This is a genomic window from Corallococcus sp. CA054B (assembly GCF_003611625.1).
GTDB lineage: Bacteria > Myxococcota > Myxococcia > Myxococcales > Myxococcaceae > Corallococcus > Corallococcus coralloides.
This window is the reverse complement of record NZ_RAVY01000022.1, coordinates 14,070-32,634: the sequence shown is the minus strand read 5'-3', so window position 1 is coordinate 32,634 and position 18,565 is coordinate 14,070. Positions and strand designations below refer to the sequence as shown.

Here is an 18,565-nt window from a genome sequence, read left to right as displayed (position 1 = left end):
CATCCAAGGCACCGTGCGCACCGTGAAGTCCCGCACGCACGCCATGGAGCAGGCGGGCAGGCACGCAGGTGCTGCTCGCGCGCCTGCTTTCAACACCACATCTCGTTCAGGAAGCGCGGCCCGCCCGTGTGCGCAACGCGCTGGCCCGGGTCCCCGCGTACACCAACGCGTGCTCCACGATGTGGCCCGCGATGTCCTTGCCGGTGGCGCCCTCCAGGCCCTCGAAGCCGGGGCTGGAGTTGATCTCCATCAGGCGCGGACCCTCGCGGCCCTCCAGCATGTCCACGCCCGCGACCTCCAGGCCGATGATGCGCGCCGCCTTCACCGCGGCCTCCACGTAGTCCGGGGGCAGGGTGATGGCGCGGCCCTCGCCGCCGCGGTGGATGTTGGAGCGGAACTCGCCCTTCTTCGCCTTGCGGCGCATGGCGCCCACCACGGTGTCGCCCACCACCAGCGCGCGCACGTCGCGGCCCTCGCTCTCCGCGACGAACTCCTGGAGGACGATCTCCTGGCCCAGGTCCCAGAAGGTGTCGAGGATGGTCTGCACCTCCGGCAGCGTGTGGGCGATCATCACGCCCACGCCCTGGGTGCCCTTGATCAGCTTGATGATGACGGGCAGCCCACCCACCTCCTGCACCAGCTTGCGCACGTTGCCGCGGTCATGCGCCATCACCGTGCGGGGCATGTCCAGGCCCGCGCGGGCGAGGAACTGGAGCGCGCGCAGCTTGTCGCGGCTCCGCGCGATGGCGGTGGGCGGGTTGAGCACCGGCACGTCCATCATCTCGAAGTGGTTCACCACCGCCAGGCCGTACGCGGTGATGGACGCGCCAATGCGCGGAATCACCACGTCCACGCCCTTCACCTCCGCGCCGCGGTAGGTCATGCGCGGCTGGCCGCGGGCCAGGAGCAGGCAGCAGCGCAGCGTGTCGAACACGAGCGCCCGGTGCCCCTGGGCCTTGATGGCCTCCACCAGCCGGCGTGTCGAGTACAGCGAGCGCTTGCGGGACAGGATGGCCACGGTCTTCTTGGCGCGGGGCCGCTTGGGTCGCGGTGCGTCACCGCGCTCGGGTGCCTGTGCGCCAGTCGGGACGGGCGCCTTCTTCGGCTGGGCTTTTCGGGGGGGCATGCGGGGCGCGGGACACTAGCACGCACGGGCGTGGAGGCACGGCAGGTGGGCACCCTTTGCTATCCTCGCGTTCACTGATGACCGCACCCAACCCGCATCCCGACGACATCCACACCAATCCCGGAGACGTCGGCCTCGAGCTGTCCTCCCAGTCCCCCCTGCTCGGGGAGACACTGGTGGTGGATTCGCGCGCCAGCGTGAAGCTGCACAAGTGCCGGCTGCTGGTGACTTCGGGGCCGGACACCGGCCGCTCCATGGTCAGCGACAAGGAGCGGCTGCGCTGCGGGGCCCACCCGGGCAACGACCTGGTGCTGGTGGAGGACCGCACCGCCAGCCGCCACCACTTCGAGGTCCAATACACCGAGCGCGGCCACCTCCTGGTGGACCTCAACTCCACCAACGGCACCTTCCTGGACGGCCGCCGCATTGAAAGGGCCTACCTGTCCCCGGGCTCGCAGATCCGCGCCGGCTCCTCCGTCATCACCTTCGCTCCCCTGGACGAAGAGGTGGCGGTGGAGCCCGACCGCGAGGGCGAGCTGTGCGGCATGGTGGGCCAGAGCGTGAAGATGCGGCAGGTGTTCGGGCTCATCAAGCGCATCGCGCCCATGGACGTGTCCGTCATCATCCAGGGGGAGACGGGCACCGGGAAGGAGCTGGTCTCCAGCGCCATCCATGAGCTGTCCGGCCGCAAGAAGGGCCCCATGGTGGTGCTGGACTGCGGCGCCATCCCGCCCAACCTCATCGAGAGCGAGCTGTTCGGCCATGAGAAGGGCGCCTTCACCGGCGCCACGTCCAGCCGCCCCGGCGCCTTCGAGCGCGCGCAAGGGGGCACCATCTTCCTGGACGAGCTGGGCGAGCTGCGCCTGGACCTGCAGCCCAAGCTCCTGCGCGTGCTGGAGAACCGCGAGGTGCGCCGGGTGGGCGGCAACGACGTCATTGAAGTGGACTGCCGGGTCATCGCCGCGACCCACCGCGACCTGGTGAAGGAGATCGCCGCGGGCAACTTCCGCGAGGACCTCTACTTCCGCCTGTCCGTCATCCACATCCAGCTGCCGCCCTTGCGCCAGCGCCGGGACGACATCCCGCTCATCCTCAAGCAGGCGCTGGCGGAGCCGGAGGTGGTGGAGACCCACGGCCGCAAGCGCTTCTCCGCGGAGGCGCTGGGGCTGCTCATGGCCTACGCCTGGCCCGGCAACGTGCGCGAGCTGATGAACGTGCTCTCCCACGTGCTGACCTTCTCCGACGAGGGCGAGGAGATCCTCCCGTCCCACCTGCCCCCGCGCGTCCGGGGCCAGGCCCGCGAGGGGCCGCTGCCCTTCAACGAGCACCTGGCCTTCAAGGACGCCAAGGAGCAGCTCCTGGAGAACTTCGAGCGCGAGTACGTCACCAGCGTCCTCACCCGCTGCGAGGGCAACCTGTCCCGCGCCGCCCGGGAGAGCGGGCTGCACCGCAAGTCCATCGAGCGGCTGGTGAAGAAGTATCAGCTCGACGCCAAGGGGCTGAAACCGCGCTGAAACAGCGTCGTTACACGGTTTCACTGAGGGTGTTGAATCCCCGGGAGGTTTTCACGGGGCCCGTCCTCTGAGACAATCCCGGACCCCCTTTCAGACCCCGACGCAGTGTGTCGGCGGTCACTTGACGGATACTGCGAGATTCCCCCGTCCCGCAGGATACGCCCCCGTATGAGCGCACGATCCCCCCGTGAAGCAGGCGAATCCGGCCAGGCCCTGGTGGAGGCCGCGCTGTCGCTGCCACTGGTGACGTTCCTCATCCTGGGCGCGCTGCAGCTGTTCCTGATGATGCAGGCGCGGGTGATGACGCACTACGCGGCCTTCCGGGCGACGCGCGCGGGCAGCGTGGCGCACGGGGACTGCGAGCGGATGACCCACGCGGCCATCCTGGCGCTGATTCCGACCTTCCACTCGTTCATGGGGCAGGGGACGGGGTCGCTCAACGGTCCGTTGGGCCGCGGCGCGGGTTCGGACGCGCCCCGGCTGTTGGCGGAGGCGTTCGCGGCGCGGATGAACAACCGCTACGCGGGCTCCGGCGGCCCGGGCCCCGGCATGGACGGCGTCCACAACCGCAGCATCGTGTGGATCCAGCGGGACCTGGCGGGCGGCGGCGTGGACAGCCCGGAGGACAGCGACTTCGACCGGCCGGGGCACCTGCGGCGGCTGGAGGTGCAGCTGGTGTTCTGGTACCCGCTGCGCATCCCGTTCGCCAACTGGGTGATGTCGCGCATGTTCCTGGCGCACTTCAACCTGCGTCCCTACACGGACGCGAACCCGCTGATCGTCGCGGAGCGCAACGCCAACTGGAACGGCAGTGACGTGACGACGTCGCACGTGCTGGACGGTGAGCTGGGCGCGGAGCTGGCGGAGCGCGTGCTCAACCGGCAGTACGTCTTCCCCATCATCACCACGTTCACCATGCGAATGATGACGCCCGTGAAGTCGCGTTTCTTCGCCACCATGGCCTGTCCCCGGTGAAAACCATGAAGCGCTCCTTCTCCCAGCGCGGTCAGACCCTGGTGCTGTTCGTCCTCAGCATGCTGCTGCTGTTGCTGATGGTGGCCCTCACGCTGTCGTTCACCATGAAGGTGCGCGAGCGCATCGAGGTGCAGACGGTGGCGGACGCGGCCGCGTACTCCAACGCGGTGGCCACGGCGCGCACGTTCAACACCATCGCCGTCAGCAACCGCGCGGAGATCGCCCACATGGTGGCGAACGCCGGCGCGGCCAGCCTGCTCAGCTGGGCCAGCCTCTACCGCGGCGAGTTGAACGCGGCGAAGATCGGCTACGGGGCGTGGCTGCCCGTCTACCAGGCGTTCGCCACCGCGGGCTGCCCCTGCGCCTGGTCCAACGGCTTCTGCGCCCGCATGTGCCAGTGCGGCGTCCGCGGGGTGACGGACCTGGGCCGGCTGATCACCACGCTCCAGCGCGAGGACCTGCGCGTGGAGGCCGTCTTCCAGTCGTTGGATCCGATGGTGGGCCTGCAGATGCGCCTGCACCAGGTGGCCGCGGGCGCGCTGTATGCCTCCTCGCTGGAGGACTACATGAGCCTCGAGGACAAGGTGGGCGACCAGGGCTTCGCCAACGACATCCTGGGGGACCTGGTGCCGGGAAAGAACCCGCGCGACGCGGGGTGGTTGGCGCCGTCCGCGGGCAACGTCTCCCGGAACGAGCTGGCGGACAACACGGCGTGCGTGGGTGGCGGCGCGGTGTGTGATCCGCTGCCGCTGACGGTGGCCCACAGCGTGGACGCGGCCATGGGCAGCCGCGGCTTCACCTTCGTCACGTCGCGCCTGCTCCAGCAGTACGTCGCGCACGAGGCGAACCTGGCCTTCGTCATCCTGCCGCCGGACATGGTCTCGCTCCCGGTCGCCGCGGGCACGGCCCACTTCGGCAAGCCGATCCTCCAGTACGGGTTCTTTCCCCCCTACGCTCCCGCCGTCACGGCCGAGGACGAGGGCCTCGTGGCCTTCATCTACAACCACATCGCGCATGGCGGTGGGCCGCCGTGCCCGGTGATGGTGGGCGGCACGGTCCCGACCATTGCCCTGTTCGCGGCCTCCGGTGGCGTCATGCCCACACCCACGCATATGTGGCTGGGCGGCACGGACCCGGCGCCCTTCGCCCGGCACATGCTGGCGCCGTGTCTGGGCGGCCCGTCGAGCTGCCCGGGCATCTGGCCGCCGTTCATGGACTACAACCTGACGGAGCTGTGGCCCAACGGCGCGGACAACAACTACGGGCAGCCGAAGAACTTCGCGGTCATCCAGCGCGACCGCAGCAACATGCCCGTCGCGCAGCAGGACCCGTGGAACCTGGCGTTCCGCTTCCGCTTCAAGGCGGCCAATCCGAACCCGAACGCGGGCCAGTTCGACAACACCAGCGCCACCATGGCGGACGGTGTCACGCCGCTGGGCATCCAGACGGCGCTGTCCACGGGCATCGCGTACTACCACCGTGGCCGCAGTCTGGGCGTCTCCCACTGGAGTGAGCCGCCCAACCTGCTCAACCCGTACTGGCGCGCCACGCTTGTGCCGGTGGACACGGACGAGTCTGGCCTGCAGGACGCAATCGACACGCTGCGCCCCACCTCTCCGTCCTCCGCCCAGACCATCGAAGAGCTCCGCCGCGTCGGCTTCAGGGGGTTCCAGTGATGCACCGCCACCTTCGTTCTCACCGCCGGCAGGCGCGGGGCCAGTCCATCGTCGAGGCGGCCCTCGGCGTCACTCTGTTCGTCACCATCCTGGTGTTCGGCATCCACTTCGCGGAGGTGGGCTTCCTGTCGCTGAAGGTTCAGGAGGCCGCCGTGTCCGCGCTGTGGAACGGCACGCACGGGGAGATGCATGACATCCCCGTGGATTACGGCTCCGCGCATGACTCCATGCGGCGCGCGGGCGAGGACGCGCAGGCGCGGTACGCGGACTTCAACGGCCTGTCGTCCGTCAACCATGGCGACACCATTACGCAGGTGTTCACGCGGGGCTCGGACCTGCGCGTGAGCTGCGGCCGGAACGGGGGCCTGGAGTGGGATGGCCCCGTGCTGACCCGGTTGATGTACCGCGACGAGGGCGGCACGGCGTGCACGTCCCAGGCGACCCTGAGCGCCTGGAACATCCCCAGCCGGTTCCTTGACCAGACGCCGGAGACCGGCCTGTACAACCAGCAGCACCTGGAAGCCGCCAACGCCGCCATCCAGGTGTGTGGCATTGGCCGGGCGGTGGGCGGCACCTGCCGGGGCCGCTTTTCCATGCTCGTGGATGACTGGGGCCTGTCGAACGAGATCGAGTCCTCCACCTGCTTGCTGTTCCAGGACATGGCGCTGCCGTGCACCAACGGGCCGTTCTACACGGCCACGAAGGGCGTCTACGAGCCCACCACGCTGCCCATCCCGACCTACGCCAGCTTCCTGGCCATGGATGCCCTCTTCTTCAACCCGCTGCCGCCCCTGGTCTTGATGCAGCGGGAGAACACCTTCTGGATGAGCGCGGCGGGTGAGGAGAGCCAATTCATGCAGGCCTTTGTCAGCAGGCCCGCGCCCCTGGGCAACCTGTGGAACACGTCGCCCGGCGCGCTGATTGGCATTACCACGCCCCATTATGGTCTGGGCTATCTGGACCGTAACGGCTGTTTCCTTGGAAAGGATTGCTGAAGATGAAGATGCGAAGCCTGCTGTCGGGGGGAGTGCTGGCGTTGGTGCTGGGCATGTGTCTGGCGGCGGCTCCCGCGCGCGCGGACAGCAATTCGTGCAACACGGACTGCGCGACGAAGAACGGGGACACGCTCAACGCCTGCATCACCGCCTGTCCGGCGCCGAGCAGCCCGGGATCGGCGAAGGACAGCAGCCGCACCTGCTCCGCGCGCTGCGCGCAGAAGTTCCAGGCCCAGTTCAACCAGTGCAAGGCCCGCTGCCCCAAGCCGGAGGGCGACACGGGTCCGAAGTCGGGCAAGTCCGTCAAGGCCGCGCGTACGCACCGCGGCGGGTAGGAGGGGCGGGATGATGCGCGCGATTCGTGGGGCGGCCCTGACGCTGGTATTGGGGCTTTCCGCTCCTGCCTGGGCGCAGCGGGCCAACTTCACCTGGGACATCCCGAAGACCGTCAGCGTCGTGGACGTGCCAGGCCAGGTGGACGCCAATGGCGTGCCGGTGAAGCTGCTCGCGGTGCGCAGCAAGGAGAAGGCGCAGGTCATCCTCCAGAGCGTGGTGGACCGCTTCCAGGCCTGGGGCTTCTCGGTGGATGAGGCGTACAAGCAGCCGCAGCTCTTGCGCGAACCGATGGTGACGGCCCTCGACACGCGCAACTTCATCTCCTACACGGCCATCCTCCAGGTGAACCCGGACGGCACCACCACGGTGTTCCTGGGGCAGGCGAACCTGGGCGCGGCGAAGGCCCCGCAGCCGGCCGGGCTGCCCGTCTTCCCCGGTGGCGCCGGGGTGCTGACGGCGCGGACGGAGGGCTCGCACACGGTGAGCTACTCGGTGCCGGGCAAGACGACCGCGGAGGTGGAGGCCTTCTACCGCGAGGTGCTCACCAAGGCGGGGTTCAAGGAAATCCAGCCCCGCGTGTTCAAGTCCTCCACGGAAGAGGTCGCGCTCAACGTCGCGGTCACCAAGGATGGTCCGGTGGCGGTGCGGCTGGTGCGCCGGGCCGCGGCGCCAGACGATGACATGCGCCCGGGCGAGTGACGCCAGCGGGCAAGGAAAGACGGAAGCGACATGACGACGCGTATCGCGGTGCGGGGATGGCTGGGACTGATGGCGCTGGGAGCCGTGCTGGTGGCGCCCCAGGCGCTCGCGCAGACGTGCGACGAGAAGTGCTCCATCAACGCCGGCCCCACGATGCAGGCCTGTGTGAAGAAGTGCTCCGCCAAGGACAGGAACTGCACGGACAAGTGCACCAAGGCGTTCCAGGCCGCGAAGGCGAAGTGCGCGAAGAAGTGTCCCAAGGGCAAGGGCAAGAACACGCCCCAGCCGCACACGCACGAACACGGCGACGACCACCACGACGAGTGAGTCCGCGCCTGGATTGAAGGACCGGCGGGAGGGTGTTACGGGCGCTGCCAGCCATGAGCGACGCCCCCTCCCGCAAGGACCTCGACGCCACCGTCCACCTGCCGCGCACGGAGTTCCCCATGAAGGGGAACCTGGGCCAGCTCGAACCGCGCCTGCTCGCCTGGTGGCGGGAGCAGGACGTGTGGACGCAGTTGCTGGCGAAGAACGCGGGCCGTGAGCCCTTCGTGCTGGCGGACGGGCCGCCGTATGCCAACGGCCACCTGCACGCCGGGCATGCGCTCAACAAGGTGCTGAAGGACATCGTGGTGAAGTTCCGGAACCTCTCCGGACGCCCGTGTGACTTCATCCCCGGCTGGGACACCCACGGTCTGCCCATCGAGCAGGCGGTGGAGAAGCGCCTCAAGGAACAGAAGCTGGACAAGCGCACGCTGTCGCGCGACGCGCTGCTGGAGCGCTGCCGCGAGTACGCGCTGGAGTTCGTGGACATCCAGCGCGCGGAGTTCCAGCGGCTGGGCGTCTTCGGGACGTGGGACGCGCCCTACCGGACGCTCGACTTCAGCTACGAGGCGCAGGAGGTCCGCGAGCTGGCCGCGTTCGCGCGCCGGGGCATGCTGTACCGGCGCAAGAAGCCCGTGGCGTGGTGCCTCCAGGACCAGACCGCGCTCGCGGAGGCGGAGGTGGAGTACGCGGAGCACACGTCTCCGTCCGCGTACGTGGTCTTCGACGCGGGGCCGGAGTTGGTGGAGAAGCTGCCGCAGCTGAAGGGCCAGCGCGTGTCCTTCGTCATCTGGACCACCACGCCCTGGACGCTGCCGGCCAACCTGGCCATCGCGGTGAACGCCGGGTTCGAATACGTGTTCTACCGACTGGAGGACCGCGTCCTCTGCGTGGCGAAGGACCTGCTGGCGAAGGTGCTGGCGGAGGTGAAGTCGGACGAGCTGGCCGTGAAGCACGTGCAGCTGCCCACGGGCGAGGTGTCATCTCCGGCGCTGGTGGATCCGTCGCGCATCCTCGCGTACGCGACGGGCGAGGACCTGGAGCACGTGACGTATCAGCACTCGTTCCTGGAGCGGCAGGGGCGCGTGGTGCTGGGTGAGCACGTCACGTTGGACGCGGGCACGGGGCTGGTGCACACGGCGCCGGGGCATGGCCAGGAGGACTACGAGGTCGGCTTGAAGTACGGCCTGGACATCTACAACCCGGTGCGCGCGGACGGCCGTTACGACGACACGGTGGGCGAGGTGCTCGCGGGCCGTCGCGTGTTCGAGGCGAACCCGGTGGTGTTGGATTTGCTGGTGCAGCGGGGCGCGCTGCTCAATGACAAGTCGGACACCGTCACGCACAGCTATCCGCACTGCTGGCGCTGCCACCAGCCGGTCATCCAGGCGGCGACCTACCAGTGGTTCATCCCGATGGACGCGCCTTTCCACGGCACGCAGACGTTCCGGCAGGTGGTGCTGGAGCAGGTGGAGCAGGTGCAGTGGGTGCCGTCATGGGGACAGTCGCGGATCCGGGGCATGTTGGAGGGCCGTCCGGACTGGTGCATCAGCCGGCAGCGCAGCTGGGGCGTGCCGATTCCCATCGCGTACTGCGACGGGTGCGACGACGCGGTGGTGTCCCCGGAGGTGATGGAGCGGGTGGCGGCGGCGGTGGAGCAGGAGGGCGCGGGCGTGTGGTACCGCACGCCGGTGAAGGAGTTCCTCGGGCAGGACTTCACGTGCCTGCGCTGCGGCAAGGGTGAGTTCCATCGCGAGACGGACATCCTGGATGTGTGGTTCGACTCGGCGTGCATGGCGTCCGCGGTGCTGGCGAAGCGGCAGCGCGTGCCGGCGGACCTGTTCCTGGAGGGGAGTGATCAGCACCGGGGCTGGTTCCATTCCTCGCTGCTGGTGGCGGTGGGCACGCGCGACGTGGCGCCCTACAAGGCCTGCCTGACGCATGGCTTCGTGGTGGATGGCCAGGGCGAGAAGATGTCCAAGAGCCGGGGCAACACGGTGGCGCCGGACAAGGTCATCCAGCAGTACGGCGCGGAGGTGCTGCGCCTGTGGGTGGCGGCGAGCGACTACCGCAACGACGTGCGCCTGTCGGATGCCATCCTCAAGGGCCTGTCGGAGGGCTACCGGAAGATCCGCAACACCTTGCGGTATGCGCTGGGCAACCTGCACGACTTCGACCCGGCGAAGGACGCGGTGCCCGGGGACAAGCTGTTGCCCCTGGACCAGTGGGCGCGCGGAAGGCTGGCGCAGGTGGCCGCGCGCGTGCGGCAGGCGTACGAGGATTATGAGTTCCACCTCGTCTACGCGACGGTGGTGGACTTCTGCGCCAATGACTTGTCAGCCGTGTACTTCGACATCCTGAAGGACAGGCTCTACACGGCGAAGCAGGACGGCTCCGCGCGGCGGGGCGCGCAGACGGTGCTGCACGAGGTGCTCACGGTGCTGCTGCCGCTGCTGGCGCCGGTGATGAGCTTCACGGCGGAGGAGGCGTGGCAGCACCTGCCGGGCGAGCGCGCGAAGAGCGTGTTCCTGGCGGGCTTCGCGGACGTGAAGGCCACGATGCCGCCGGAGCTGGAGGCGCGCTACGCGAAGCTCTTCGCGGTGCGCAGCGCGGTGCAGGGCGTGCTGGAGGTGGCGCGGCGGGACAAGCGCATCGGCGCGTCGCTGGGGGCCCGCGTGGTGCTGGGCGCCACGGGCGCTGTCCGGGAGGTGTTGGATGCGCACCTCGCGGAGCTGCCGGGTTTGTTCATCGTGAGCCAAGTGGAGCTGACGGAGGCTCCGTCCGAGGCCGCGAAGGCGCTGGATGTTTCACAGACCTTCGGTGACGGGGAGTCCCTGTCCGCGGAGGTGCTACTGGCGAAAGGCACCAAGTGCCCGCGCTGCTGGGTGTACTCGGAAGCGGTGGGGCAGGGTGACGACGTATGTCTCAAGTGCCGTGAGGCATTGAGCTGAGACGGTGAGAAAGAGACGCCACCGCGAGGAATGCTCGCGGTGGCGTGTTTCATCATCACTGTTCGGTGTCTGCCTGAAGTTGGACCCTCGGAGGGAGGGATCCGTAGGAACGGATGGGATCACATGTCGCTGCCCTCGTCCAAGGATCCAGGTCGTACCGGTCGCTGACGACAATCTTGTGGATGCAGTCGCCTCTATCTTTGGCCGCCGGGCCGACATGGCGCGGATTGGGAGGCGCGTTGAAGCCTGTCCCCTGGGTTGTGGCGCACAGGGTCGTGCCGTACTCCTCATCAGTCAGGACGGCGCGCTCGTGGAGGCGGTTCGGATACTCCGTATGGATCTTGACCTCAGCCTTGTAGCGCATGATGCAGTTATGCGCTCCCGAGAAGACGCTTTGCGTTCCGTTCTCCCTGCATTTGGTCGAGATGAGGAATCTGGGCAAATTGTCGTCAGGATCCGTGACAGGAGCGAGGTTCGGGGTCTCCCGATAGGCGTTGACCAGTCCTTCGGCCAAGCCCGTCGGGTACTTAGGGGCTTCCCTGTACTGGGAGTTACCAAGCTCTTCCCAAGCGGCTACGAAGAATCCCCACTCACCGTGGTGAGGAACGTTGACGGAGTGGGCGAGTTCATGGGCAACCGCTGTTTTCATGCCGTCCGCTGGTGTCCCCTTTGCAATTTCAATCCGCGAGACGCTCTTGGGGTTGCCGGGTCCTGGGAGGGTGTTGGAGGTCCCCTTTTCACCCTCCACCTCGTACATGAGGACCACGTGCTGATCCGTCACGTGGGTCGCCTTGATGTAGAAGGGGTTGATCACGCGGTTTGAGAGCATGAAATCATCGTCACCCACAAGGTGTACCTTGATGTTGGTCAATTCTTTGAAGAAGTTGATGCCCGCAGTGGCTTTGCTCCCCATCTTGTTGTTGAGGAAATAATCAACGTCCAAGGGTTTGGTTCGGATGTGCTGGTTGTTGAGGATGAAGCCTCTGTATTCCTCGTAGTGGCTCAGCCCGTCTCCTGGCCTGTTGACGTCGCCACGTCCATTTCCCAGCGTTTCGCTGTCGTCCAGGTCCGCTTTCGAAAGGCTGTTCTCAGTGGTCTTCCACTGGGTGGCGATGTGTGAGTCAGCCGCTCTCTTCGGTAAGAGGAGAGGGTCTTTCTTTCGCTCAGGGGACGAGAAGGTGCTTTCCGGATCCTCGATCACCGACATGACAACCTCGCCATCTTCGGTTTCGGCCCGAGCGATGACGTCCCCGTATCCTCCGTAATCAAACGAGGAGATGACAGCCTTTGCCTCTTCGTAGTCTCCCACCGGAGTCTTCACCGTTGCGATGTCGACGAATTCCAAGCCGAGCGCTGCGTTCTTGTCCTGCTCGAACTGCAGATCCTTGCCATCAGGAGTCGGGCTTGAATCGAGCGCGTTCATGGCAATGCCCGGCACGTTGGAAGAAGTCAGAAAAAAGGTGACCTGCTTCACCTTCACCTTCGGCTTCGTCGTGGAACCAGGCTTGGGCATGACCTGGGCCTTCACGCGGATGGTGGAGCCGGGCTCCAGGGCGCTTGACGTCAGGGATGTCCCGACGTCAGGTTCAATGTGCGCGAGCGGCAGCCAGTTGTCGTAGTCCTCCGCGCTCAACACGAGGTCAAAATCATCACTTTCAGGCTGAAGATCCCACTCGATGTTCCATTCCACGGGGGTCGTGCCGTAGGGGATGGGGTCCGGGATGTTCGCCAGGACGGTGGAGTCGCTGGTGATGAGGTGCTTCGTCCCGTGAATACGCAGTGGGGCATCGACCGCGGGAAGGTCGAAGACGAAGTGGCTGCCGAACTGGATGGGGCTTAGCTGGTACCACGAGAACGGGATGTCGGTCGTGGTCCCGTATTGCGTCACCGTTCCCTTGCACGGAATGCTGGTGAACGGCGTCAACTGCATCTTGTAGGAGCTGTCCGAGGGGAACTCCATCGTGGCCGTCCTGGAGGGGGCGCTGTCCGAACACCGGGCCACCTGGGTCGAGACCGTCTGCCCCTGGAAGATGTCCTGTTCGACCCGACTGAAGTTGTAGAAGCCTCGCTTGATGTCGACGAACGCGAAGTTCGACCCCTCCAACATGGTGACTTCGATAGGGGCGAAGTACGTCAGGTCTCCCTTCCACTGGTGCGAGCTATAGGGAGTCGTCCACAGGCCGCTCGTCCTGCTTCGGGCCTTCAGCACGCCCACCCACTTGGGAACGGCTTGGACCCGGGTCGCGGGCGTGTCCAGGCGTTGGAGAATCGATTGCGGAGCAGGGGCCGGCTCTTCAGGCGGCGCGTCCTGCGCGGTGCATCCCGCGAGGAATGCAAGTCCAATGATGAGGCTTCGGCGAAGCTGGGCTGTCATGCTGGGAATGTCTGCCTGGGTGAGGGTGTCTAGAGTTGCAGGCCTTCAGACGCTCCTCAGGTCAATCCCTGAGTTTTGCCTTCAAATTATTTCCAGACGTCTGCTTTTCAGCTGGACTGTTCCAGCTTGCGCAGCGTCTCCACCAGGTTCTGCATGCGTTCATGGTGCGTGCCGGGCCAGAAGACGCGCTGGCAGCCGGGGCACTGCTGGAAGTGGCTGTGGCGTTGGGTCACGCCTTCCGGGACGCGGCCCTGCACTTCTTCCGGCGTCGCGGTGGACAGCGGCGCATTGCAGGCAATGCAGCGGGAGAAGGGCCGCATGCGCGACGTCAGGCCGTACCTCCGCACCACCTCCACCAACTGGTGTGCCGGATCCGTTTCTCGCGGGAAGTAGCCGAGCACCACCTCCGAGCGCTTCAGCACGCCCAGGTCCCGCGTGAGCAGCACCCGCTCTTCGTCGTGGGACAGGCGCGCCAGCTGGTCGTCCGCGTAGTCGTTGCGCCAGAGCGTGTCGAAGCCGAGCATCCGCAGGAAGCCGGACAGCCGCCCCAACCCCACGTCCAGGATGAAGCGCGGCATCTCCGGGATGGGCGGGCCTACTCGCGCCACCCGCGGCGCGGATGGATGCGACGCCGGATACACGTCGATGCTCGTGCCCTCCTCCGCGCGGTGCGCGAATCCCACCGGCTCTCCGTCCACCAACACCACGTCCACCTCCGGATGCGGCGGACCCAGCGACTCGATGAGGTCCTTCACCGAAGGGCTGCCCTGCAGTACATGCGTGAACGCCTGCCCCCGGCGCTCCGGTGCGACGAAGTCGTTCAGTGCGCCGTGGATCCGCACCGTGAGCTGCCGTGATGACATCCTGGACTCCTTACGTCCGGCTGCGTCGTAGCTGGCGCCCTGATGTCTTTCTTTGAATCCACGCCTTCCCCAGCTGTGGGCGGGGGGGAACTCTCGGATTCTTGAAAGGCGGTGACGCAATCCTCACGGGCGGTCAGGGGACAGCCTTCTTGCAAACTTCTATAATCACGCGCCAGTCGGCGTGCCGAAGCCGACGGGTCACCCCCCTCGACACCCTCGGAAGCAAGGATCCAGGCCCTGCATGGCAATGAAGCTCCCCCCGTTCCTCCGCCCCCTCGTGGCAATGAGCTTCATGGCCCTCGCTTGCGGCGAGGGTGAAGAGCCCATCACGCCTCCGGACTCGGGGACCTCCGCCGATGCCGGGACCCGCACCGACGCGGGCACCACCGAGGATGCCGGATCCGACACGGAACAGCCCACGGACGATGCGGGCACCACCGTGGATGCCGGAACCGATGTGGACCCGGGCTCCGATGATGCCGGCACGGCGGTGGACGCGGGCTCGACGGACGACGCTGGCACCACGACCGACGCAGGCACCACGACGGATGCTGGTTCCGCGACGGATGCTGGTTCCGCGACGGATGCTGGTTCCGCGACGGATGCGGGCACCGCGACCGACGCGGGCTCGCCGACCGATGGTGGCTCCGGTGACGCGGGCACGGGGGGCGAGACGGATACCGACGGTGGCTACACGCAGATCCGCCTGATGGCCGCCAACCTCTCCAGCGGCAACGGCCAGGACTACGACCCGGGCCACGGCATCCGGCTGATTGCGGGCGTGAAGCCCGACATCGTGATGATCCAGGAGTTCAACTACAAGTCGGACTCCGCCGCGGACATCCGCTCCATGGTGGACCAGGCCGTCGGCCCGGGCTTCTACTACTACCGCGAGACGGGCGCGCAGATCCCCAACGGCATCATCAGCCGCTACCCCATCATCGAGTCGGGCGAGTGGAAGGACGCCAAGGTCTCCAACCGCGACTTCGCCTGGGCCCGCATCGACATCCCCGGGCCGCGCGACCTCTGGGCCGTCAGCGTCCACCTGCTCACCAGCAGCTCCAGCAACCGCAACGCGGAAGCCACCCAGCTCGTGGGCTACATCAAGGGGAAGATCCCCGAGGACGACTACCTGACCATCGGCGGCGACTTCAACACCGACAGCCGCTCCGAGGCGTGCATCACCACCTTCAAGCAGGTGGTCGACACCGCGGGCCCGCACCCGGTGGACAAGAACGGCAAGGACGGCACCAACGCCAGCCGCAGCAAGCCGTATGACCACGTGCTCGTGGACCTGGACCTGCGCCAGTACCAGGTGCCCACCGTCATCGGGAGCAGCACCTTCAACAACGGCCTGGTGCTCGACAGCCGCGTGTACACGCCCATCTCGGAGATCTACCCGGCGCTGAACTCCGACAGCGGCGCGTCCAGCATGCAGCACATGGGCGTCATCAAGACGTTCCGCACGCCCAACTTCTAACGGGCACCCCGCAGGCAACTCGGGCCGGTCATCGGGAGCTCCCCGGTGCCCGGCCCGCGCCGTTTCAGAAGCTCCACTTGTGCTTGTTCTTCGCGATGAAGCGCCCCACCGGCGGGATGCGCGCGATGAGCGGCGTCAGCACGAACACCGCCGCCAGCCGCAGCGGCTTCACCGCCTGCGACGCGAGGTAGGCCGCGCCCCACGCGCCCGCCTGGGCGCCGGTGCCCTGGGGCTGGAAGCCGGCCCGGATGGCCGCCCAGAAGCCCACGATGACCAGGCCGAAGATGAGGTAGTTCACCGCGATGGCCAGCGGGCCGTAGTCCACCAGCAGCGTCTTGAAGCGCGCCATCAATGACGGCTTCGCCACGGGGGGCGCGGTGGTTCCGGGTGGGGCAATGTCGGGAGTGGAAGGTTTCACGTCGGGCTCAACAGGCGCCATGGGCGCACCATGCCCGAAACGGGCGGACTCCGGGAGTAAGAGGGCAGGCGGGCCGGCGACCCGCGGCCCGGGTCCGGGTTGTCAGGGCTCCCGGGGGCACGATAGAGGTTCGGGTACCCCATGAAAGCCTCCTTCCGCCTCCTCCTCGTGGTGGTCCTCGCCGTGCTGGCGGCGGATCAGGTGACCAAGTACCTGGCCGTGTCCCGGCTGACGGAAGCGCTGGATGGGCGCAGCGGCCTGTCGCGCGTGTCCGGCTTCCTGAGCGAACAGAACCTGGACAACGACCCTCCGGTGGAGGGCGTGTTCCGCAAGAACACGCGGCCGTACCGCTTCATCGAGGACTACTGGCACTTCCGCTACGTGGAGAACCCGGGCGCGGCGTGGGGCATGTTCTCCAACCTGCCGGAGACGGCGCGCAAGGCGTTCTTCCACGTGGTGAGCCTGGTGGCGCTGGGGTTCATCCTGACGCTGTACCGGAAGACGGAGCCGTCGCAGAAGCTGGTGCGCGTGGCGCTGGCGCTCATCACCGGCGGCGCGCTGGGCAACTTCATGGACCGGCTCATCCGGGGCTACGTCATCGACTTCATCGACTGGCACTGGCGCAACCAGCCGGGCATGCGCTGGCCCACGTTCAACGTGGCGGACGCGGCCATCTGCGTGGGCGTGGCGCTGATGCTGCTGGACTCGCTGCGTCCGGAGGCCTCGGCCGCGCAGCCGCTGCCCCAGGGCACGAGCCCCCAGCCGTGACGCGCGGGGGTGGGCTGGTATAAGCCCTCTCCGTGCCGCGCAAATACGTCATCCTCCTCGCCCTCACGCTGGGCGTCATCGTGCTGGACCAGTGGACGAAGTACCTGGTCGTGCGCGACCTCACCACCCGCTTCGACGGGGCCACCACCCTGTCGCAGCGCCTGGGCGCCTTCTATTCGCCCGCGGAAGCGCCGGGCCACCGCGGCCTGCACTTCCAGCCGAAGACGCACGTGGAGGTGGCGGAGAACTTCTTCCGCCTGCGCTACGCGGAGAACCCGGGCGCCGCGTGGGGCATGTTCCGCGACCTGCCGCCCCACGTGCGCGGCCCGCTCTTCCACCTGGTGAGCCTGGGCGCGGTGCTGCTCATCGTCTTCTACTTCCGGAAGCTGACCGGCACGGACCCCGCGGAGGTGTGGGCGCTGTGGGGGCTGCCGCTGGTGCTGGGCGGCGCGCTGGGCAACTACATCGACCGAGTGGCGCGGGCCTTCGTCATCGATTTCCTGGAGGCCCATTGGTACGACAAGGCCGCCTGGCCGTCGTTCAACGTCGCGGACATGGCCATCTGCATCGGCGTGGGCATGCTCGTGGTGGATGCCTTCGTGCGCAAGGAGAAGCCGGAGGCCTCCGCCCCCGCGAAGGCCTCGTAGTGGCGTGACGGCGGGCCGGGAATGTCCTTCCCGCCCGTCCCGGTTGTCCCCGCCGTTCGTCCGGGCCTCCCGGGCCAGAGGTCCCCATGCTCCCCGTCCTGCTGCGCCTGTCCTTCACCACGCTGTGGATGCAGCTCCTGCTGTACGCCGCCGCGGTGGGGGTGGTGGCCTCCGTCGCCGTCAACGGCTGGAAGGGCACGCTGGGGCCGGTGGACGAAAAGACGGGCAAGGAGGGCCCCGCGCCGCTCCAGGACAAGCTCCTGCGCGCGGTGGGGTTCGCGGCGGTGGGCGGCTTCCTCGCGTACTTCGGCTTGAAGTACGCGCTGCCCGCGGACGCGTTCCCCGGAGGCAAGGGCGAGGGCATCCCGCTGCACACCTACGGCGTGCTCCTGGCCCTGGGCTTCATCACCGCGGTGTCGGTGGCGGGCCGGCTGGCGCAGGACGAGTGGCGCCGGGTGAGCTTCGTTCCGGGCCGGGGCTGGGTGGACACGGAGGGGCCCCAGAAGCGCGAGCAGGTGATGGACCTGGCGTTCTGGGTGCTGGTGGGCGGGCTCGTGGGCAGCCGGGTGCTGTTCGTGCTGGTGAACTGGCAGGACTACGCGCGCGACTGGACGCAGGTCTTCTCCCTGGGCGGCGGGCTGGTGTTTTACGGCGGCCTCATTGGCGCGGGGCTGGCGGCGTACCTCTTCGCCCGCAAGCACGACCTGGACTTCCTGCGGCTGGCGGACGTGTGCATCCCCACCGTGTCGCTGGGGCAGTGCCTGGGGCGCCTGGGCTGCTTCTCCGCCGGGTGCTGCTGGGGAGACATGGCCGGGAGCCACTCGCACACGGGCGTCACCTTCCCGGGCTCCGGGCTGGCCCAGGACCTGTTCGGCCAGCTGGGGCGTGCGTCCAGCCTGGCGTATGGCTCGCAGGCCGGGGATGGCCGCTTCGTGGTGGAGGCCACCGGGCAGGTGCTCCACGAGTGGGCGCCGGGCGCGGTGCGCATCTCCGACTGGGTGGCCCAGCACGGCACCACGCTGCCGGTGTACCCCACGCAGCTCTTCGAGTCGGTGGGGCAGCTGGTGCTCTTCGTGGCGCTCCTGTACGCGCGCCGCTTCCGCCGCTTCCACGGGCACATCTTCGCCCTGTGGCTGATGGCCTACGCCTGCCTGCGCACCACGGTGGAGCTGTTCCGGGGCGACGTGGAGCGCGGCACCCTGCACGGCCTGCTGGAGTCGCTGGGGGCCCAGGGGCTGGCCGGGGCCGTGCCCCTGGAGGCCTGGTACAACGTGTCCACCAGCCAGTTCATCTCCCTGTGCATGTTCACCTTCGGTGCACTGCTGATGGCGCGCCACCGACCGGCGGGTGAGGCCGCTGGCCTGGGGCCTACACCGTCGGCGGCCTGAGGTTGCGAGCCGCGCCCGGGTTGGGGACACT

At 67.8% G+C, this 18,565-nt stretch carries 16 protein-coding genes; 12 read left to right on the top strand and 4 right to left on the bottom strand.

What is annotated here, in order from left to right:
* Positions 1–106: 106 nt before the first annotated feature.
* Positions 107–1,126, bottom strand: coding sequence for a RimK family alpha-L-glutamate ligase (locus D7V80_RS08340; protein ID WP_120587644.1), 1,020 nt, complete (start codon positions 1,124–1,126; stop codon positions 107–109).
* Between the two features lie 77 nt (positions 1,127–1,203).
* On the opposite strand from D7V80_RS08340, the gene D7V80_RS08335 reads away from it, so the two are divergent.
* The 8 genes from D7V80_RS08335 to ileS all read left to right on the top strand — a co-directional run bounded on the left by D7V80_RS08335 (position 1,204) and on the right by ileS (position 10,596).
* The gene (locus D7V80_RS08335) at positions 1,204–2,640 is read left to right on the top strand and encodes a sigma 54-interacting transcriptional regulator (RefSeq protein ID WP_199738437.1); all 1,437 of its coding nucleotides are present in this window, start codon (positions 1,204–1,206) and stop codon (positions 2,638–2,640) included.
* Positions 2,641–2,808: 168 nt separating this feature from the next.
* A complete protein-coding gene (locus D7V80_RS08330) occupies positions 2,809–3,615 on the top strand; it encodes a TadE/TadG family type IV pilus assembly protein (protein WP_120560798.1) in 807 nt (268 codons plus the stop codon).
* A gap of 5 nt (positions 3,616–3,620) precedes the next feature.
* Positions 3,621–5,291 (top strand): pilus assembly protein TadG-related protein, encoded by a 1,671-nt coding sequence (locus tag D7V80_RS08325; protein ID WP_120587643.1) that lies wholly within the window; start codon positions 3,621–3,623, stop codon positions 5,289–5,291.
* On the top strand, positions 5,291–6,286 hold the full coding sequence (locus tag D7V80_RS08320; RefSeq protein ID WP_120587642.1) for a TadE/TadG family type IV pilus assembly protein: 996 nt from the start codon (positions 5,291–5,293) through the stop codon (positions 6,284–6,286). Before D7V80_RS08325 ends, D7V80_RS08320 begins: the two co-directional genes overlap by 1 nt.
* 2 nt (positions 6,287–6,288) lie before the next feature.
* Complete coding sequence (locus tag D7V80_RS08315; RefSeq protein WP_120587641.1) at positions 6,289–6,621, top strand: hypothetical protein; 333 nt, start codon at positions 6,289–6,291, stop codon at positions 6,619–6,621.
* 10 nt (positions 6,622–6,631) lie between these two features.
* Positions 6,632–7,321, top strand: coding sequence for a hypothetical protein (locus D7V80_RS08310; RefSeq protein ID WP_120587640.1), 690 nt, complete (start codon positions 6,632–6,634; stop codon positions 7,319–7,321).
* 30 nt (positions 7,322–7,351) lie between these two features.
* Positions 7,352–7,648, top strand: a complete 297-nt coding sequence (locus tag D7V80_RS08305; RefSeq protein WP_014400417.1) for a hypothetical protein — start codon at positions 7,352–7,354, stop codon at positions 7,646–7,648.
* A gap of 53 nt (positions 7,649–7,701) precedes the next feature.
* Positions 7,702–10,596, top strand: coding sequence for an isoleucine--tRNA ligase (gene ileS, locus D7V80_RS08300; RefSeq protein WP_120587639.1), 2,895 nt, complete (start codon positions 7,702–7,704; stop codon positions 10,594–10,596).
* Between the two features lie 55 nt (positions 10,597–10,651).
* On the opposite strand, the gene D7V80_RS08295 is transcribed toward ileS, so the two are convergent.
* Together D7V80_RS08295 and D7V80_RS08290 are read right to left on the bottom strand one after the other, a co-directional pair.
* Positions 10,652–12,970, bottom strand: a complete 2,319-nt coding sequence (locus D7V80_RS08295) for a hypothetical protein (RefSeq protein WP_147447019.1) — start codon at positions 12,968–12,970, stop codon at positions 10,652–10,654.
* A gap of 107 nt (positions 12,971–13,077) precedes the next feature.
* Complete coding sequence (locus D7V80_RS08290) at positions 13,078–13,833, bottom strand: Mut7-C RNAse domain-containing protein (RefSeq protein ID WP_120587637.1); 756 nt, start codon at positions 13,831–13,833, stop codon at positions 13,078–13,080.
* Between the two features lie 292 nt (positions 13,834–14,125).
* Between D7V80_RS08290 and D7V80_RS08285 the strand changes: the two genes are divergently transcribed.
* A complete protein-coding gene (locus tag D7V80_RS08285; RefSeq protein WP_233585213.1) occupies positions 14,126–15,313 on the top strand; it encodes an endonuclease/exonuclease/phosphatase family protein in 1,188 nt (395 codons plus the stop codon).
* A gap of 64 nt (positions 15,314–15,377) precedes the next feature.
* Here D7V80_RS08285 and D7V80_RS08280 read toward each other — a convergent pair whose 3' ends face one another.
* Positions 15,378–15,731, bottom strand: a complete 354-nt coding sequence (locus D7V80_RS08280; protein WP_120587670.1) for a hypothetical protein — start codon at positions 15,729–15,731, stop codon at positions 15,378–15,380.
* Between the two features lie 141 nt (positions 15,732–15,872).
* Here D7V80_RS08280 and lspA (D7V80_RS08275) point away from each other — a divergent pair, with 141 nt between their 5' ends.
* The 3 genes from lspA (D7V80_RS08275) (at position 15,873) to D7V80_RS08265 (ending at position 18,534) form a co-directional block, all read left to right on the top strand.
* Entirely contained in the window at positions 15,873–16,499 is a 627-nt protein-coding gene (lspA, locus tag D7V80_RS08275; protein WP_014400412.1) for a signal peptidase II, read from the top strand.
* A gap of 32 nt (positions 16,500–16,531) precedes the next feature.
* Entirely contained in the window at positions 16,532–17,146 is a 615-nt protein-coding gene (gene lspA, locus D7V80_RS08270) for a signal peptidase II (protein WP_120587635.1), read from the top strand.
* 86 nt (positions 17,147–17,232) lie between these two features.
* On the top strand, positions 17,233–18,534 hold the full coding sequence (locus tag D7V80_RS08265; protein WP_120587634.1) for a prolipoprotein diacylglyceryl transferase: 1,302 nt from the start codon (positions 17,233–17,235) through the stop codon (positions 18,532–18,534).
* Positions 18,535–18,565 lie beyond the last annotated feature (31 nt).

Coding starts and splice junctions, on each gene's coding strand:
- D7V80_RS08340 (WP_120587644.1), bottom strand. CDS start 1,126: ATGCCCCCCCGAAAAGCCCAGCCGAAGAAGGCGCCCGTCCCGACTGGC.
- D7V80_RS08335 (WP_199738437.1), top strand. CDS start 1,204: ATGACCGCACCCAACCCGCATCCCGACGACATCCACACCAATCCCGGA.
- D7V80_RS08330 (WP_120560798.1), top strand. CDS start 2,809: ATGAGCGCACGATCCCCCCGTGAAGCAGGCGAATCCGGCCAGGCCCTG.
- D7V80_RS08325 (WP_120587643.1), top strand. CDS start 3,621: ATGAAGCGCTCCTTCTCCCAGCGCGGTCAGACCCTGGTGCTGTTCGTC.
- D7V80_RS08320 (WP_120587642.1), top strand. CDS start 5,291: ATGCACCGCCACCTTCGTTCTCACCGCCGGCAGGCGCGGGGCCAGTCC.
- D7V80_RS08315 (WP_120587641.1), top strand. CDS start 6,289: ATGAAGATGCGAAGCCTGCTGTCGGGGGGAGTGCTGGCGTTGGTGCTG.
- D7V80_RS08310 (WP_120587640.1), top strand. CDS start 6,632: ATGATGCGCGCGATTCGTGGGGCGGCCCTGACGCTGGTATTGGGGCTT.
- D7V80_RS08305 (WP_014400417.1), top strand. CDS start 7,352: ATGACGACGCGTATCGCGGTGCGGGGATGGCTGGGACTGATGGCGCTG.
- ileS (WP_120587639.1), top strand. CDS start 7,702: ATGAGCGACGCCCCCTCCCGCAAGGACCTCGACGCCACCGTCCACCTG.
- D7V80_RS08295 (WP_147447019.1), bottom strand. CDS start 12,970: ATGACAGCCCAGCTTCGCCGAAGCCTCATCATTGGACTTGCATTCCTC.
- D7V80_RS08290 (WP_120587637.1), bottom strand. CDS start 13,833: ATGTCATCACGGCAGCTCACGGTGCGGATCCACGGCGCACTGAACGAC.
- D7V80_RS08285 (WP_233585213.1), top strand. CDS start 14,126: ATGGCCCTCGCTTGCGGCGAGGGTGAAGAGCCCATCACGCCTCCGGAC.
- lspA (WP_014400412.1), top strand. CDS start 15,873: ATGAAAGCCTCCTTCCGCCTCCTCCTCGTGGTGGTCCTCGCCGTGCTG.
- D7V80_RS08265 (WP_120587634.1), top strand. CDS start 17,233: ATGCTCCCCGTCCTGCTGCGCCTGTCCTTCACCACGCTGTGGATGCAG.